Below are 16,049 nucleotides of genomic sequence, written 5' to 3'. Positions count from 1 at the left end.
CTTCTTTCATTATAGTTTGCTGGCAGCTGCATCATCGATGTACAGTACAGCATGTTTTGAATTCTTAACAAGAGTAGACGGGATATCCGCAGTTGGTTCTGTATTGATTGTCAGCTCCACTATGTCTGCTTTCTTTTCACCATTTGCCATTAACATTACTTCAGCAGCCTCCGTAATATGTTGAATACCAAGTGAAATCCCTCGTGTTACATTCATTTCTTCATCAAAATATTTTACTGAAACCTTCTTAGTTACTGGGTCAAGATCGATGACGTGGCAATATGTATCCACTCTTACACCAGGTTCGTTGAAACCAATATGTCCGTTCATCCCAATTCCTAACAGCATAAAATCAATCCCTTCATGCTTCGCAACAAAGTGGTCTACTCTTTTACATTCTGCGTCCATGTCTATAGCCAAACCATCAAAAAAACAAATTTGTGAATCATCTATATTTGGGATACGATCAAAAAAATGATCAAATAGTGTTTGCTTACAACTTCCATTCGTTTCTTTACCAAGACCAACCCATTCATCAAGACTGACAAACGAGCATTTCCCAAAATCAACTTCTCCCTGATTAGCTGCTTCTGCTAAATAGTTTAAAGTCATAAGCGGGGTATCTCCTCCAGCAAAGCATAGTAAACTATCAGGTTTCTTTTTTACTATTTCAATAATATGTTTCCCTGCTGCTTCCGCCATTAATTCAGTTGTAAGAAACTTCTTAATATTCATATTAGTAATCTCCTTTTTTACTTATACTGCCTTATGAAATAATAATTTGATTCCTTCAATTTTAGAAACACTAGAAATTACAGTTTTCATAAACTTTAAGGTATTTTCTAAATTAAATAAGGTAATATTATCAATTAAATTTAAGTAGCTAGTTTTAAAAATCCAAATCAAGCTCTTGATGTGCTTTTTCTCTTTCGTTAAGAATCCTTTCCTCTTTCATTGCACTGCGTTCATACATTTTGAAAAACGGATAATACATACAAACAGCTGCCGCTAACACGACAAAACTAAGAATAACAGCTTTCCAGTCCATCGTTGCTAAATATTGAGCAAACGGAATTGGTGTTCCGCCTACATTGACCACTGGCGGCCGAACTATCCCCCAATGAAATATGAACCATTGACAAACTGCTAGAATAGGAGTCCCCATGACAAATGGGATAAACAAATAAGGATTAAAGCATATTGGCAAACCAAAAACGACCGGCTCTGATATGGTAAAAATTGCTGGAACAGCCGAAGCTTTTCCTACCGCTTTAATTTTTTGAGATTTACTAAATAATGCTAGGATTACTAAAGCTCCAGTAATCCCTGATCCGGAAAAACCCATGAAATAATCCCAAAAGTTTGGTGCAAACACATGTGGAATCGGTTCTCCAGCTGCAAAAGCAGCGGCATTTCGTCCAAGGTATTGAGTCATAAACGGCAATACAAAACCAATCAAAATTGCATAACCATTCAATCCAATAAACCAGAATAGCATTTCTAAAAAACAAATCAGGAAAACTGCATAAGGTGTATCAATACTATTAATTGCGGGCGCCAGCATGGTTGTAAATGCTTCAGGAATGATTTGCCCATTGGTCACACTTTGTACACCTGCACTTAGAAATACTGCAACAAATAAAACAACTACCATAGGAATAATCGATTCAAATGTTGCGGAAATCCCTTCGGGCAATCCTTTTAATCGAATCGTAATATTATTTTTCATAAATACATTTAACACTTCAACCGTAACTAATGAGGCAAAAATTGCGATAAACAAACCTCTTGAATCCAGAAACTGTGTATCTAAACTTCCATCAATTATTTTCGTATTTAAAATTAATGTCACCAATACCCCAGCTATTACACCGTGCAAAACAGGAACTTTCATCTGTTTTGCATGATTATATGAAATTGTGACGGCACAGTATATTGATAATAATCCAAATGTAAACTGGAATGGCAATTGCAGCATATCATTGTAATCTACAAAAAAGTTCTTTATTGCTGTTCCTTCAGGAAACATATTTCCAATTGATGAGATTATTAAGGAAAAAGAACCGATAATCAGTACTGAGATAAGCGCGATCATCCCATTCTTAATTGATGCTACATGGCGTTGTTTTTCTATTCTTGCTGCAATTGGCTCAAAATGCTTCTCCATAAAGGATATAAAGCCATCCATTTTTCGATTTTTTCCACTTCTCGACATATAGATATCCCCCTATTTTTCAGCAGACTCTAATTTCATGATAATAGCATCTTTCAAAATATTCCCGCCATTAACAGTTCCGTAATCTTGAGTATCAATAACTTGAATAGGTTTCTCCACTTCATCAGCTAGCTTTTTAAGTTCAGCAAATTTATGCTTAATTTGTGGACCTACCATAATTACATCGAAATCCTCTATATATTCCTGTATCTCTCCAGCTGGATGCGCCTCAATCCGAATATCAACGTTTTTTAATTTTTCACTTTTCACTGCAATTTCTTTCATTTTGGTTACCATTACCCCTGTTGAAGCACCTAGATTACAAACCAATAAAATATACAATCTATCAATATTCATATTCTGCTCCACCTTTATTTTCAATTTGTTTTTTTAAATCTACATACATAGATATCATTTCTTCCACCAGTGTCATCATTAAAATGGTATTCATTAATGTATCTTGAGCATGAATGAGTAAAACCGAAAAATCAGCAGTTTCTCCTTGTGCCTCTTTAACAATTAAGTTAGTTTGTACATCATGAGCCTCATTTACTTGTTTTTTTGCTGTATTAATTAATACTTCTACTTGTTGAAAGTTACCTTTTTTCGCCATCTGTAAGGCTTCAATCAACGTTGAAAATGCATCTCCTGCTAATGAAATAATTTTGAAAGAAACTTGTTCAGTATTCATTAAACTCCACCTTTTTTATACAATTGTTGCTTTTACAAGCTGATAGATTTCCTGTTTGGACCTTGCTTCTGTAAGCAAGCGAATTTTTTCTGAATTCAGTGCTAGTTGCGCAAGTCTCTCTACTAACAGATATGCCTCTTTTGATTGGAAAGCCATGGTAAAAATGACTTGTACGGGGACATTATATCGGTCATAGAAAGAAACACCTTTATTTAAAACAGTTACTCCTAAACTATCCTGTAATACACCATCTTCCGGCCCTGCATGTGCTAAAACTACACCAGGTGCGACCGTCATATAAGAACCATATTTTCTAATGCTTTTCATAATATTTTCATAATATCTCGGTTCAATACAATCCATTGCTATTAAATTGTCAGTACCAAGTGCAATTGCTTGCCGCCATGTATTTGCCTTTTCACCATAAACAACTGTTTCTGGTGAAAAAATAAAATCGGGAACAACTTCTCTACTGGCTTCGTATTCATCATTAGTGAGTACCTCTAGTAAATCCGATTCCAGTTTGCTTAGATTAGTAATATGGCCATTATCCATCATAAGCTGTATGATTTTGCTAAATTTATTTAACGGTTGAATGGATTGAACTTTCATTTTCAGCTGTAAATGCTTTTGAAGTAATTTGATATCATCCAAATAAAGGTAACTATTAATACGCAGAATTTTTTCGGAACGAATATCTGGAATATTTACCGTACTCAGCACATAATCATATTTTTCTATCGTTTCCTTATCAAGTAATCTAAGTGGCATGGTATCAATTCGTTCGAATTCGAACATTTTCTTTATTTGCGCTCCTATCATACTTGCCACGGCTGTTCCTTCTACACACACAATAAGAATAGCCGGTTTTGTCTTTTGATTTGTTTTGAACTTCTCCATTTCAGAAAAAAAATAGATGGCAAGAAAGGAAATTTCCTGATTGCTCACAGTTACTTTAATAATCGGCTCTAATTCTTTGCAAATTTGGGACGTCACAAGAAATATTTCATGATTAGTTTTCATAAATTGTTCAAATATGGGGTTTTCAATTGTTATATTTTCTCGTAATCTTTTTACCATGAATATGACATGATTCTTAATTTGCTCTAAAAACTTACTATTTCCCTTAAAGAAATCTACTTTATATACCTCTCCTACTTTTTTGCAGAGTTCTCTTGTAAATAATTCAATTTCCTCTTCCTGATTCTTACTGTCTGATTGCATAACACTATTAAGTAGGATTTTTAAGCTGTTTTTGTATTTTGGCTCTATTTTAGATAATGCATTTGATATATTTTCAAAGTCTCCTTCTACTTTAGTAACAATTTTAAATAACAAAGCTAAAAGTGTGAGATATGTTTGGTCATCCATGCCTCTATTTAAATTAGTCTCCAGCCGATGACTGATTTCAACTGCTCTCTGTAAATACTCATATTCAAATAAATTATAAAAAAACAATTCACCATGTTTCGAAACAATCCTGTCATCATTAATAAAATTATAAAATTCTCTAATATTAATGCTGCGAATCAGTATCTTAGCAAAAGTAATGCACTTCAATAATGTATCACCAGTGATATAGTGACCTTTTCTTTTTTTATGCTCTAAGTTTAAATCTTCTAGAAAAACCTCCCCTTCAATAGCTCTTATATGATTTAAGATTGTTGTTCGAGAAAGAAAAAGGACTTCTTCAAAATAAGCGGTTGGAATGACCTCTTCTGAAATTAACATTTTCAGCTTCAAAAAATTCTGGATTTCTTCTTGTGAATACTGATATTTTTTTGGCGTCATACGCTGTTTAAATATAGACAATATTGGACGAATACTTTTCTTTTCAACTAAAAATACTCCTTTACGCGGATGTCTAGTCAAAGGTTCAAGCTTATTTTCTTCCATGAATCTATCAATTTTGCTCAAACTATAACGTACGTTTCTCTCATTAGTTTCTACTTGTTCGGCAATCTTTGCTATATTCATGTAACCATCTTGCATAAGCAAAATATCAATAATCTCTATACATCGCTGATCCAATTTCATCTGTATTCACCTCCTCTTTCTTACCTCTTTCCAAGTATAATAATTTAAAAAAACGCTTTCAATAAAGGTTATAACACTTTTTGTCGTAGAATCACCGTCAAAAGATAACTATGTAAAGATTTCTCAACTAACAAAAATGAAGTGTCTTACACCTCGACACGCAAAAATAGCTCTTCCAATTTTATTATTTCTAATCTAAAAAGCACATAAAAAATGAGCCTTCTAAAGAAGACTTTTTAGAAAATAAATCTATTTGTACCATTTTCATACTGTATTCAACACATATATTTTTATAATTTAAGAGCAGTTTAGTAAAAAAATTTTTTATTTTCAATTTATAATTTTATATTGATAATGGCTTGATTCCACTAAAAACCATACTTATTTGAATTATAAAATGCTTGAAATCAAAAAAGCATAGGAACTTATACATTATAATAGTTCATATGCTATGCTTTTGATAATGTAAATTTCTATATAATAAATTCTTCATTCAAAATTTGTAAATATACAGAATTGATAACCTAACCAAACAATTATTTAAATTTCATCATATACGCCTTCTGAAATACATCACCAGCTTCTAACCGGTTAACACCAAACTTCTCTTTAAAGTCTCCCGTCGTATCATGCATATCCGCAATACCACACCAAGGCTCGATACAAACAAATGGTGCAATACTATTATTTTCTTCATTATATTTAGACCAGATTCCTACAAACGGAAAGTCTGTAAATTCAACATCTACGCCACGATCAGATTTTGCTGAGACAAGCTCGATACGATCGATATGACTGTATATCATAGCATCCTTTGCAAACAGCTCTGGCTGCAGTGTTATGTCTGGAAGCTGATTACGGACTCCTTTCTCATGAACCAATGCATTTTCCAAGCCATATTCCATTACCTCTTTATTTGGAGCAGGAGTAAATTTCAATTGGTAATCCTCTAATCCTTCATTTTCTAAAAGCGGGATTCGAAAAGCGGGATGAGCGCCAATTGAAAAATACATTTCCCCGCTATTTTTGTTTTCTATTTTCCAATCAACGGAAAGCGAATCCTGGTTGAGGGAATAAGTGATTGTTGCTTTAAATTCATATGGATAAACTTCTTTAAAACGTCCATCCGAAGCTGCCTCAAATGCAACATGCTCTGCCGAATGTGAGCTTAGTTCAAATTCAACATCTCTTAAAAATCCATGCTGAGACATGTCATATGTTTTTCCGTCTAATTGATATTGGTCTCCTTTTAAACGCCCAACAACCGGGAATAATACCGGTGAAACACGTCCCCAATAGGCACTGTCTCCCGTCCACATATAGCTTAAGTTATTCTTTTTATGCTCGACAGCCCGTATTTCAGCGCCATTACTTTCTATTTCAACTTTTAACCAATCGTTTTCTATGATTTGTTTCACTGTGGTTCATCCTTTCTGGAATTAAAGAGTTGATGGAGAAGTGGTTATATACTTTAATCTTAATGTTTGGGGAGCGGGGTGTCTAGTTTGGCTTTCCGTTATATACTTTCTTGTTTTCTTAACCAATAGTAGACTTAAGTTCTTTTTAACCTTTAATTAAATTTTTCAGTATTGATGAATCTATTTGAAACGAACAAAAAATACAGATAAATCCAGCCGTTCTCCTTTATATTATAGATAGGGGACTATTTTCTTTACCTTTCTTCTATTGTTCATTGTAATGTGTAACCAAATTTAGTTGGCAGTTGATATTTTGTATTTTTATTTCCTTATTATCTACGAGATTTGAAAAGAGACCTTAAATGTCATTACATTCAAAGTCTCCTAACTTTTCACCTTCTACCTCATAAAAAATATAGCATAATATTTTTATCATTAATATCTTTCCAATGATTACGAGTAACGATATTTATCCTCCTCCATCACTTTCCAGATAAGTAGTTGTTATGAATTTTTCTGTGAACAATTTAGGTTAGACTAACATAAATTTCTCCACTGCTTAGAATAAAGAATTTTCATCTTAATCAGTATTCTTGGTACATTAGACAAACGATTATTTATTATCAAGATATTCTAATATAATAATACAAAAGCCCTTCCAAGCAATATCTATTAAAATTCTCCTGATTCAAGGCTTTTCAAGTACTATTTCAACATCTCATAAACCAATTTTATATTTAAATCTCTTTGACAACTAACACCCTATCAAAGATCATTATACGTTCTTCTTAATAATTCCTTCTCTCGGCTTTAAGTTGAATGCATAAGCTAATTCCACAATTTGCTCCTCTGTCATACATTGTTTCGTTTTTCCCTCTGTTAGAATGTATACTTGTGCAGCTTTTTCAACAGTTTCAATTAATCCTAATGCTTGGTCAATAGATTGTCCACATGCCAGGATACCATGATGCGGCCAAAGAACAATACGAAACTCTTTCATCTTCATTGCTGATTGCCAGCCGATTTTCCCATTTCCACATACCATCCATGGGAGTAAACCAATTCCTTCTGGAAAGACAAGAACACACTCAGAGTTTAGTGACCACATCGTTTTAATAAAGGCATCCTGTTCTAATTCGTGTATAAATGTCATCGCAATAGTATATGTTGGATGGCAATGAAGGACAATTCTGTTATCTGGGTCTACTTGTAGTCTTTCATTATGGCAGAGAAGATGTGTCGGAAGTTCGCTCGTTGGCTGTCTTTCTTCTCGAAATCCCCAAATAATCTCATAGGTACTTCCTTCTTCATTAAGATGAATAATTCCCAAATGCACCTCTGGATCATGCTTTATATTTCTGAAAGGACTCCCCGAAGCAGTAACCAGGAAAAATTGATTCCCAAGTTCGGGACAGGGCTTTTCAAATTTATACTTTCTAGTTACTCCCCATTCTTTTCCTATATATGCTTCTACTTCTTGAGCGGTCATTCTGTAGCTTAAATTACCAGCATGATTCTCTCCCCAACCTAGTTTATAAATGGCACTGCAAACATTGATAATTTCTTCCATAAATGGCGTTTTTAAAATTTGTTTTTTCAACACGCTACCTCCTACAAGAAAATTTAGTATTCTTAATAACTACTTCTACTTACTTAAACTTTATTTAGAAAGATAGTTGTACATTGCTTTAAAAATTAATGACACAGTTGTAGCACCAGCATCTTCTATACCAATAGAGCGATCATAAAGAAATTTTGCCCGGCCGTGCTTTGCTGGATATTCTTTTGTTTTTTCAACGCCGTCTTCAGCTGCTAAAAATGCTGATTTAAGCGCATTTTTTAAGCTACTATCTTGATTTTTTTCTAATGCGATTACTGCAGGTTCATAAGCATCAACCATTGTTTTATCTCCCAATTTTGCTTTCCCCTGAACCTTCACTTTTTCAAGCCCTCCACGCATAATAGATGTTAGCGATCCTATATTAAGGGTTTCTAAGTCAGTTAGAGCACTTCCTCCAAGGAACATTGACGAGAATATGATACCTGATGCTCCACCCATAGAATGAAGCATGGACATTCCAGTATCTTTAAACACATTATTCACTGTAGAGTACGTATTATCATTAAGCGTTTCCTTGACGGAAGTAAAACCTCTTGCAATACCAAATCCATGATCCCCATCACCAATTTTCCCATCAATTTCACATAGCATTTCCTTCGACTCAATCAAATTATCTGCAACAAAAATCAACATATCCCGCGTTTCTTGTACAGTTAATTGTTCCATCATTCAGCACCTCTTCTATAGAAATAAGGAGTATAAGCAGGTTCATTATATAGGCTCTTCAACTCGTTATCTAACTTCATTACAGATATAGATACTCCTGCCATTTCCAAAGAAGTACAATAAGAACCAATATTTGTATCATATATATGAATATCTTGTTTTTTTAACAGCTTAGCGACCTGTCGATAAACAATATTTAATTCTAATATTGTTGTCGCTCCTGTTCCATTCACCAGAACTACAACTTCATCGCCACTCTGCAGATTTAAGTCATTAACAAGTCCTTCTACTATTTCAGCAACAATTTCGTTCGCTGTTTTAAGTTTTTTTGTCTTAATCCCTGGTTCACCATGGATACCCATACCAAATTCATACTCGTCTTCTCCAATAGTAAAATTAGGTTTACTTCCTGGAAGGGAACAAGGTGTTAAGGCAATGCCCATTGTGCGAGTAAGACGATTTGCTTTTTCAGCTAAATTCTTTAATTCAGCGAGTGAACATCCCTTTTCAGCAGCAGCGCCAGTGACTTTGGTAATTAACAAGAGACCGGCGACTCCTCGACGTTCTTCCTCTTGCCCTTTTGGTGCTGAAGCTACATCATCGGTTACTAATGCAGTTTCTACTTTTAAATCTTCATAACCGGACAATTCAGAAGCCATTCCAAAATTCATCGTATCTCCCGCGTAATTAATAACAAGACAAAGTGTACCTTCATCCGTATATGAAGACTTAATCACTTCTAAGATTGTTTGGGGATCTGGGGAAGCAAACACACTGCCTAAAGCTGCTCCATCTGCCATACCTTCTCCAACTAAACCAAGAAAAACAGGTTCATGACCACTTCCACCACCTAAAACAATACTGACTTTTTTATTATTTTTAACCTTACGAATAACTCCATTAACACCGTTTACTTTTTGATGCGTACGATGATTCGCAGTTACAAAACCTTCCAAACTTTCCAAAACGACATCATCAACTTCATTAATTAATTTTTTCATTTTTAGTATCATTCCTTTCGCTGTGTACAAGGCACAAAATTAACTGAAAGTAATTCTCTCTCCCCTAAAACTGTTATCCTATAATCGAGCAGGCATATTACAGAGCACGTGGAGATGAGGTGTGTAGTTATTAAATGAAAACTGCCCGCATTTTAAAATGTGTCGTTTACATTTTTAAATTACAAATATGTGTGCCCGTACTCGAAAACTAATCCTCGCATTAACAGTCCCTATTTATTAGGAGATAAACGATCAATGTCTACTCTATCCACTATAAATTCAAATGAAGATGGGTTATGTTAAATCTCATTCATTCTTCTTGGTGTGGTATGGATTAGGTATTTTCCATCTGGTGTATTCCTCTCTTTTTTGGTTAAGCCATTTCTTTAAGTTCTTTTCTTACTTCCTTTGCGCTATACCTGGAAGGCAAACCTACATCATCCAAGTATCTTGTCAGTCCTAGTGCAATGACGAAAGAACAAGCCCCCAATAACATATTCCAGCTTAGAATACTGACGATTAAAAAAATGATACTTAAACCTAAAAAGAAGAAAAAAACCGCTTTTTTTATCCACATAACAATTCTCCTTTACCGATAAATTAATTAATCTTCAACACCTAATTCTTTCTTTATTTCCAAATCTTCTTTCCTTATTCCTTTGAAATAATAAATCGCAAAACCTACTGTTATGATAAATAAAACAATCCCAACCGGTGTAAATAACGAAAATTCTGCAATAATGTATCTCAATTCAGATATATCCATTCCAAACCAAGCAAGCATTTGCCCTTGAGGCACTTCCACTCCTCCAGTAGCATTGGCAAGTGCAGTGAAATGTGGAGCAAAATAAGAAGCTACATACAACTGCATTGGAATACCTATAATTGTCCCAATTGCCATTTTAGGAAGGTTCCCCATTGTAAGATAAAAAAGTGGAACAACCATACATATGTTCATCAGCCCTCCAAAAGGAAGTACAAGATTGCCAGGTAGTATTAAAGAGTAAACTAAAATAATCGGTATAGTCAGGATCATAATCAACCAATGTTCGGAACGTCCCGCCATAATAGGCCAGTCCAGACCAATTGTAAAAGCACGATTGCTGAATCGTTTTTTCATGAAAGCAGTTGCTGATTCACTAACAGGAGTCAGTGCTGTTGTAAAGAGTTTTGCAACTAATGGAAATAACATCAAAGCTGCTCCAGCTTGTACTCCAAGCGTAAGAATCGACCTGATATCATAACCTCCAAAAGCGCCAATTAAACATCCAATTAGAAAGCCCATTACATGTGTCTCTCCAAAAATCCCTATCTTATCACGCAGCTTTTGTGCATCAAAGTTGAATGTACTTGGAAATACTTTATCCATAACCTTTACAAATGGATAAAGCCAAATCCCAGACAGGAACATTGGGTGAGGCATAGATACTCCTGGAATTCCAGTAAGCTTCTGCAAACGATATCTCGTATAGTCTGCATTTTTTAATTCAAGTATAGATTGAAGTGTTGCAAATAATAACCCTAGCCAAGCATACCCTGATACATATGCAACTAAAAAAGCAGTACACACTTTATTTCCTACATTCCACATATCCACGTTTACGCAGGATGTCCAGCGAAAAGATAACATTAAGATATTTACCAGAATTTGAATTGGAAACATTAAAAACGCAAATTCCCATGTCCAAGCAAGACCCAAAGCTGGCGGCCACCCCATATCAAGTGCATCCAGCTGTATACCGGTCAATTCAACAAATGATCGAGAAGCTTCTCCAACATTTGCAATCATAAAGTCTACTACGATATTAATTCCTACCAGAGCTACTCCTAATGTCAAACCGGCTGAAAAGGCCCGGCTGAATTTCATTCGAAAGATAAGACCGAGAACGGTCAAAATAATAGTCAAAAATACAGGCGCTCCCATATCAATTAAACCTTGAAAAAAAACTTCAATATAGCCCATACTTATCCTCCTTCTATATAATTAAAGTCATTATGAAATATCCCATAAGGCAGGTTATGAATTTATCACTTTAATTATTTTTTCTAATTCTTCTTCTGCACCTATCCCCGTTAAAAATGGAATACCACTGAATACTGGAATCTCATATTTCCCTTCCGGTTCTTGCGTAATAGAAACATAAATATCTGAACTTTTAATATAAGTTGGAATCGAATTAATATTAATTGCTTCGATACTCGCTTTATTACCTAATCCTCTTTCTTTTAATAGATTTTCCAACTTGACCGCAACCGTTTGTGAAGTAGCGATTCCTCCGCCGCAAGCTACAATAATTTTTTTCATTTTTCTTCCTCCTCGTATTTTTCGTTATTATATTATTTCCATCTCATGAATTGCTTGAAAAACAGTATCTAACAATTCCTTTTTACTACTTGCTTTTTGTAAATCCTTCATTACGTCTTCCAGTGAAAATAAGCTGATTAACTTTTGAATAACCTTTAAATGATCTTGGCTTCCATTAAGCGCAAGCATGAAGACCAAGTTAACTTCCACTTCATTATTTGCATTACCCATTTCGCGAAATGGTACAGCTTTCTTTAATCTGGCGATACTAATACATGATTGATTAACATGCACTACATCTGTGTGAGGAATTGCTATTGACATCACTTTCGTAGGCAGTCCTGTCGGAAATTTATGTTCACGTTCGATAACAGCTTGTCTATAGGTGTCTTTTACTAAATTTCTTTTTTCCAGATGATCTACCATTTTTTCCAGCAATTCATCACTTGATTCCGCTTCAAAATCAAAATGCACTAACTGTTCATCAAATAACTCTAATAAGTTCACACTTCACCATCTCCCATTCTTATCTCTTAACTTTTCCTAATAAACAATACAATTCTTAATAACTTCGCCTCTGGCATGTTCAAGAATTGCTTGTTCCGTCTGTTCAATTGGATATTCATTCTCCACAAAATCGCTCGCTTCAATAGCTCCCATTTTTAATAGTTGAAAAGCTGCCTTAACATGAATAGGTGTCGTATGAAAAACTCCTTTTACAGTAATCTGTTCATAATGAAGCCTTGTACAATCGAAGGTTACTGTTGTATCTTTTTTTGTGCCGCCAAAGCACAGAACCGTTCCGCCGGGACGTACCATGTCAAAAGCCATATTCCATACAGCAGGCACACCGGCTGCTTCAATAGCTATATCTACACCTCGTTCATCCTCAGTTAATTTACGGACTTCTTCCACTTGATTAATATCTTCACTTACTTTAACTGTTTCCAACGCTCCAAGTTTCCTCGCTTTTTCCAAACGATTGTCTTTCATATCACATGCAATTACATGTGCTCCGCGCAAGTAGCATAAACGAATAAACATGAGTCCTATTGGTCCACAACCATTAACAACTACTGTGTCACCTAATTCAATTGGAACTTGTGAGGTGCCATAAACAGCGCAAGCAAGCGGTTCCATTAATGCAGCTTGTTTATATTCCATATCATCTGGAAGCTGAAACATATTTTCTTCAACAATATTCTTGGGAATAAGTTGATACTCTGCATAGCTCCCTAAGTTAGAAGGCAAATCTTCACACATAGAATGCTGTCCTTTCTTGCAGTAGTAACATTTATGGCATGGAGCTGTATTATGAGCAACTACCCGGTCACCTATTTTAAATTTTGTAACACCTTCACCAATTGCATGTACTACTCCTGCTGCTTCATGGCCAATAAGATGTGGAGGATCGTATCGATACCCTCTCATATACATCTTTGCATCCGTTCCGCAAGTTAATGTAACCAAGTTTTTGATAACTACTTCTCCATATTTTGGTACAGGAATTTCTGTTTCTTCTAACCTTAAATCTTGAATACCATGATAAACAATTCGTTTCATTTTTTAGTCCTCCTTTTAATTTAAATACCATTCTTATAGCTGAAGCTTTTCTTGATTGGAATAATCTTCTAAACAATGATAAATATCTTCTACACGTACAGCTTTAATTATTTCTTCTATTTCCGGCTTTAACTCTGAAAGCTTGGATATTTCCAAAAGGGCACGTAAATGTTTTTTCTTATCTAGTGGCGCAATAACAACAATGAGTCTTATTGATTGATTAGATGATATGTTTACTCCCTGCTGAAGCTTCAGCATACTCATCCCCAAATCGTTAACCCCATCCTCTGGTGTAGCATGAGGTATTGCAATATCTGTTCCATAAACAATATAGGGTCGATTAATATCATGCAGTTCAATCATCTTCTTAATATACTGTGGTGTAATAATTCCTTTTTTCAAAAGAGGTTGTGCAGCAATTTCTATCGCTTCTCTCCAAGAACCTACTTCTGACCTAATTATGATATGATCCGGTTGCAACAATTCAACCAGCCTAGGCTGTTCCTCCTCATATATAGCTGTCTCATGCAATTGTTCACGCCGTAAATACACACTTAATTCCCGTTTTAATTTTGATTCGTTTTGAATATCAGTATTGTTCCCTACAATCTTTATTAATTCTTCTATATCTATGGACTGAGGGGTGAACCCATAGACTGTTTGCATTACCTGACTGCGTAATTGTTTTTTCACTTCATTTGATATAAAAGGCTCAACAATAAACAGCTTTTTATCTGTATCTAGATAAACAGGAGAAAATACAATATCATACTCTATATCAAATTTACGGAACTCTCTTATTGATAACGCCTCTAAAAATACGAACTCTGGAAATAACTGATTTAATGTACTTTTCATCAACTTGGAAACAGATACGCCATTAGGACAAACTACGATTGCTTTTATGCGATGACGAAGCGAATCTCCTTGTCTTTCCATCCAGCCTCCAATCAAAATGGTAAAGTAAATGCTCTCCGATTCCGGAATGGAACAGCCAATTACTTTTTCTAAAGAAGGGATTGATTTCTTTACCAAATGGTGCAGTTCCTTATATTCATCTTGAAATACTTCACCAAAGTATTTTTCATCTACTTTATGATTTTGAGTCAGACCAAATTTGATTCTATAGTACGCTGGCTTCAAATGAAGCCATAATTTCTTCAAGAGTTCTTCTCTATCCAGAAAAACAGTACAGGAAATATATTCAAAATTCCGAATCATTTGACGTAATCCTTTCATCATCACAGTATCTGTTGACCAATCCGGTTCTGTAGAAAAAGTCAGATTTGCCGTAAGGAGTTGAAGTGTCAAAAATGATAAATCTTCATTTGAGATAAGCTCTTCCATTTCTAATAAATCCAGAATAATGTTATAAACATTTTCTTGAGAAAAATCAATTTCATCATTATTAAGCATATTTCCTCGTCGAATCCTTCTGATTATGCAAACAAATACATAGGGAAGCAAGTTATGCTTTTCATCTGTAAAACGGATTTGCATTTTACTTTCACAATGCTCAACAATTCCTTGCATTCTATTTATTTCTTCTTTTGCTAGATGTCCATATATTTCTATCCACAGTGATCCATTAGATATTTTTTGTATTCGGTCAATCACTTCCAGCAAAAGGCGACGTATATTCCATTCATCACCTTTAATATCATATCCTTCAACTCTGGAATAATGGATTTGCAAATTATAAAAACTAACTATCTCCTGCGCTTTCTTTAAATCAGCTAATATTGTATTCTTACTCATCTCAAGCTCAGATGTTAAATGGAGAAGTGAAATATCCTCCGTTTTAGTCAATAATATAAAACAAATAAGAAGCGCCCGTTCTTCAGAAGAGAAAATATAGTCTGGAGTTAACTCTTTTCCTTCTTTCAAGAGCAACATCTGGTGTTTAGGATCACCTACAAAAAAACCTCTTGAGTCTTTTTTTATCAGCGGGAATTCATTATCTTCGAGCCAGTCATTTATTTTTTTTAAACTGTAGTCAATTTGCCCCCTGCTTAACCCATATTTCCTAGATAGATCCTTTACTTTAAGGCCGGAGTTCACAAATATTTCTTGAATTAACGCCTTACTACGATCGTCTAGGTGCATATGTTCATTACCTCCTTTCTATATTTATATCGTATCACGAACTAACTCATCCAAGAATGCGCTTTCATCCCAACTTTTTTGAACTCCCATCAAAAAAACTGTGACTAAGACAGATAAATCTAATCTTTCATTAGGTATTTTCGTCTTCTTTTTCAAGGAAGTATATGTGTGTCAATCGTTGCCCCAAGTAAAAAGGTTATTATAGTATGAATTCCTATAATTAAAGAAAAGGTGCTAGAAATAGCATTTAAAATATTTGTTTTTTGGGAAAAGCCGGATGGATATATATTTTTTCAATTCATAACTGTAACGTAGTATATAATCTGCAATTTTTTGTTCTTGTATCGAAAAGTTCCAATAATTATTTTGTATCGTCATTAATAGATTCGTTTTTTCATCCTTTGTTTTTGTATACCTTTGATTCCT

Annotated in this window: 15 protein-coding genes; all 15 read right to left on the bottom strand. The window is 34.6% G+C overall.

What is annotated here, in order from left to right; all coding sequences use genetic code 11:
* Positions 1-9 precede the first annotated feature (9 nt).
* On the bottom strand, positions 10-735 hold the full coding sequence (locus ACZSMY_RS14340; RefSeq protein ID WP_212928692.1) for a glucosamine-6-phosphate deaminase: 726 nt from the start codon (positions 733-735) through the stop codon (positions 10-12).
* A 154-nt stretch (positions 736-889) separates the two neighbouring features.
* Positions 890-2,215 carry a PTS sugar transporter subunit IIC gene (locus tag ACZSMY_RS14335; RefSeq protein ID WP_289584954.1) on the bottom strand — a complete coding sequence of 442 codons (1,326 nt, stop codon included), beginning with the start codon at positions 2,213-2,215 and terminating at the stop codon, positions 890-892.
* Between the two features lie 12 nt (positions 2,216-2,227).
* On the bottom strand, positions 2,228-2,572 hold the full coding sequence (locus ACZSMY_RS14330; RefSeq protein ID WP_212928694.1) for a PTS sugar transporter subunit IIB: 345 nt from the start codon (positions 2,570-2,572) through the stop codon (positions 2,228-2,230).
* Positions 2,562-2,906: a PTS sugar transporter subunit IIA gene (locus ACZSMY_RS14325; protein ID WP_212928695.1), complete on the bottom strand. Its 345-nt coding sequence runs from the start codon at positions 2,904-2,906 to the stop codon at positions 2,562-2,564. The genes ACZSMY_RS14330 and ACZSMY_RS14325 overlap by 11 nt, the downstream gene beginning before the upstream one ends.
* A gap of 15 nt (positions 2,907-2,921) precedes the next feature.
* Positions 2,922-4,943: a BglG family transcription antiterminator gene (locus ACZSMY_RS14320; RefSeq protein ID WP_212928696.1), complete on the bottom strand. Its 2,022-nt coding sequence runs from the start codon at positions 4,941-4,943 to the stop codon at positions 2,922-2,924.
* 536 nt (positions 4,944-5,479) lie between these two features.
* Positions 5,480-6,361, bottom strand: coding sequence for an aldose 1-epimerase family protein (locus tag ACZSMY_RS14315; protein WP_256705654.1), 882 nt, complete (start codon positions 6,359-6,361; stop codon positions 5,480-5,482).
* Between the two features lie 775 nt (positions 6,362-7,136).
* On the bottom strand, positions 7,137-7,961 hold the full coding sequence (rhaD, locus tag ACZSMY_RS14310) for a rhamnulose-1-phosphate aldolase (RefSeq protein WP_256705653.1): 825 nt from the start codon (positions 7,959-7,961) through the stop codon (positions 7,137-7,139).
* A 60-nt stretch (positions 7,962-8,021) separates the two neighbouring features.
* Entirely contained in the window at positions 8,022-8,651 is a 630-nt protein-coding gene (gene dhaL / locus ACZSMY_RS14305) for a dihydroxyacetone kinase subunit DhaL (RefSeq protein WP_256705652.1), read from the bottom strand.
* Positions 8,648-9,649 carry a dihydroxyacetone kinase subunit DhaK gene (locus ACZSMY_RS14300; RefSeq protein WP_256705650.1) on the bottom strand — a complete coding sequence of 334 codons (1,002 nt, stop codon included), beginning with the start codon at positions 9,647-9,649 and terminating at the stop codon, positions 8,648-8,650. Before ACZSMY_RS14300 ends, dhaL begins: the two co-directional genes overlap by 4 nt.
* Positions 9,650-10,022: 373 nt before the next feature.
* On the bottom strand, positions 10,023-10,226 hold the full coding sequence (locus tag ACZSMY_RS14295; protein ID WP_256705649.1) for a hypothetical protein: 204 nt from the start codon (positions 10,224-10,226) through the stop codon (positions 10,023-10,025).
* A gap of 27 nt (positions 10,227-10,253) precedes the next feature.
* Positions 10,254-11,612, bottom strand: coding sequence for a PTS galactitol transporter subunit IIC (locus ACZSMY_RS14290; protein WP_256705648.1), 1,359 nt, complete (start codon positions 11,610-11,612; stop codon positions 10,254-10,256).
* A gap of 54 nt (positions 11,613-11,666) precedes the next feature.
* On the bottom strand, positions 11,667-11,954 hold the full coding sequence (locus ACZSMY_RS14285; RefSeq protein WP_147209312.1) for a PTS sugar transporter subunit IIB: 288 nt from the start codon (positions 11,952-11,954) through the stop codon (positions 11,667-11,669).
* A gap of 27 nt (positions 11,955-11,981) precedes the next feature.
* Positions 11,982-12,461 carry a PTS sugar transporter subunit IIA gene (locus tag ACZSMY_RS14280; RefSeq protein WP_256705647.1) on the bottom strand — a complete coding sequence of 160 codons (480 nt, stop codon included), beginning with the start codon at positions 12,459-12,461 and terminating at the stop codon, positions 11,982-11,984.
* Between the two features lie 36 nt (positions 12,462-12,497).
* A complete protein-coding gene (locus ACZSMY_RS14275) occupies positions 12,498-13,517 on the bottom strand; it encodes a zinc-binding dehydrogenase (protein ID WP_256705646.1) in 1,020 nt (339 codons plus the stop codon).
* Between the two features lie 33 nt (positions 13,518-13,550).
* Complete coding sequence (locus ACZSMY_RS14270; protein WP_465147915.1) at positions 13,551-15,623, bottom strand: BglG family transcription antiterminator; 2,073 nt, start codon at positions 15,621-15,623, stop codon at positions 13,551-13,553.
* Between the last annotated feature and the right edge of the window lie 426 nt (positions 15,624-16,049).

The organism is Oceanobacillus sp. B139/18, from assembly GCF_055524595.1.
Note: the sequence above shows the minus strand (reverse complement) of the source record. Positions and strands in the feature narration are given on the sequence as shown.

Coding starts and splice junctions, on each gene's coding strand:
- ACZSMY_RS14340 (WP_212928692.1), bottom strand. CDS start 735: ATGAATATTAAGAAGTTTCTTACAACTGAATTAATGGCGGAAGCAGCA.
- ACZSMY_RS14335 (WP_289584954.1), bottom strand. CDS start 2,215: ATGTCGAGAAGTGGAAAAAATCGAAAAATGGATGGCTTTATATCCTTT.
- ACZSMY_RS14330 (WP_212928694.1), bottom strand. CDS start 2,572: ATGAATATTGATAGATTGTATATTTTATTGGTTTGTAATCTAGGTGCT.
- ACZSMY_RS14325 (WP_212928695.1), bottom strand. CDS start 2,906: ATGAATACTGAACAAGTTTCTTTCAAAATTATTTCATTAGCAGGAGAT.
- ACZSMY_RS14320 (WP_212928696.1), bottom strand. CDS start 4,943: ATGAAATTGGATCAGCGATGTATAGAGATTATTGATATTTTGCTTATG.
- dhaL (WP_256705652.1), bottom strand. CDS start 8,651: ATGATGGAACAATTAACTGTACAAGAAACGCGGGATATGTTGATTTTT.
- ACZSMY_RS14300 (WP_256705650.1), bottom strand. CDS start 9,649: ATGAAAAAATTAATTAATGAAGTTGATGATGTCGTTTTGGAAAGTTTG.
- ACZSMY_RS14295 (WP_256705649.1), bottom strand. CDS start 10,226: ATGTGGATAAAAAAAGCGGTTTTTTTCTTCTTTTTAGGTTTAAGTATC.
- ACZSMY_RS14290 (WP_256705648.1), bottom strand. CDS start 11,612: ATGGGCTATATTGAAGTTTTTTTTCAAGGTTTAATTGATATGGGAGCG.
- ACZSMY_RS14285 (WP_147209312.1), bottom strand. CDS start 11,954: ATGAAAAAAATTATTGTAGCTTGCGGCGGAGGAATCGCTACTTCACAA.
- ACZSMY_RS14275 (WP_256705646.1), bottom strand. CDS start 13,517: ATGAAACGAATTGTTTATCATGGTATTCAAGATTTAAGGTTAGAAGAA.
- ACZSMY_RS14270 (WP_465147915.1), bottom strand. CDS start 15,623: ATGCACCTAGACGATCGTAGTAAGGCGTTAATTCAAGAAATATTTGTG.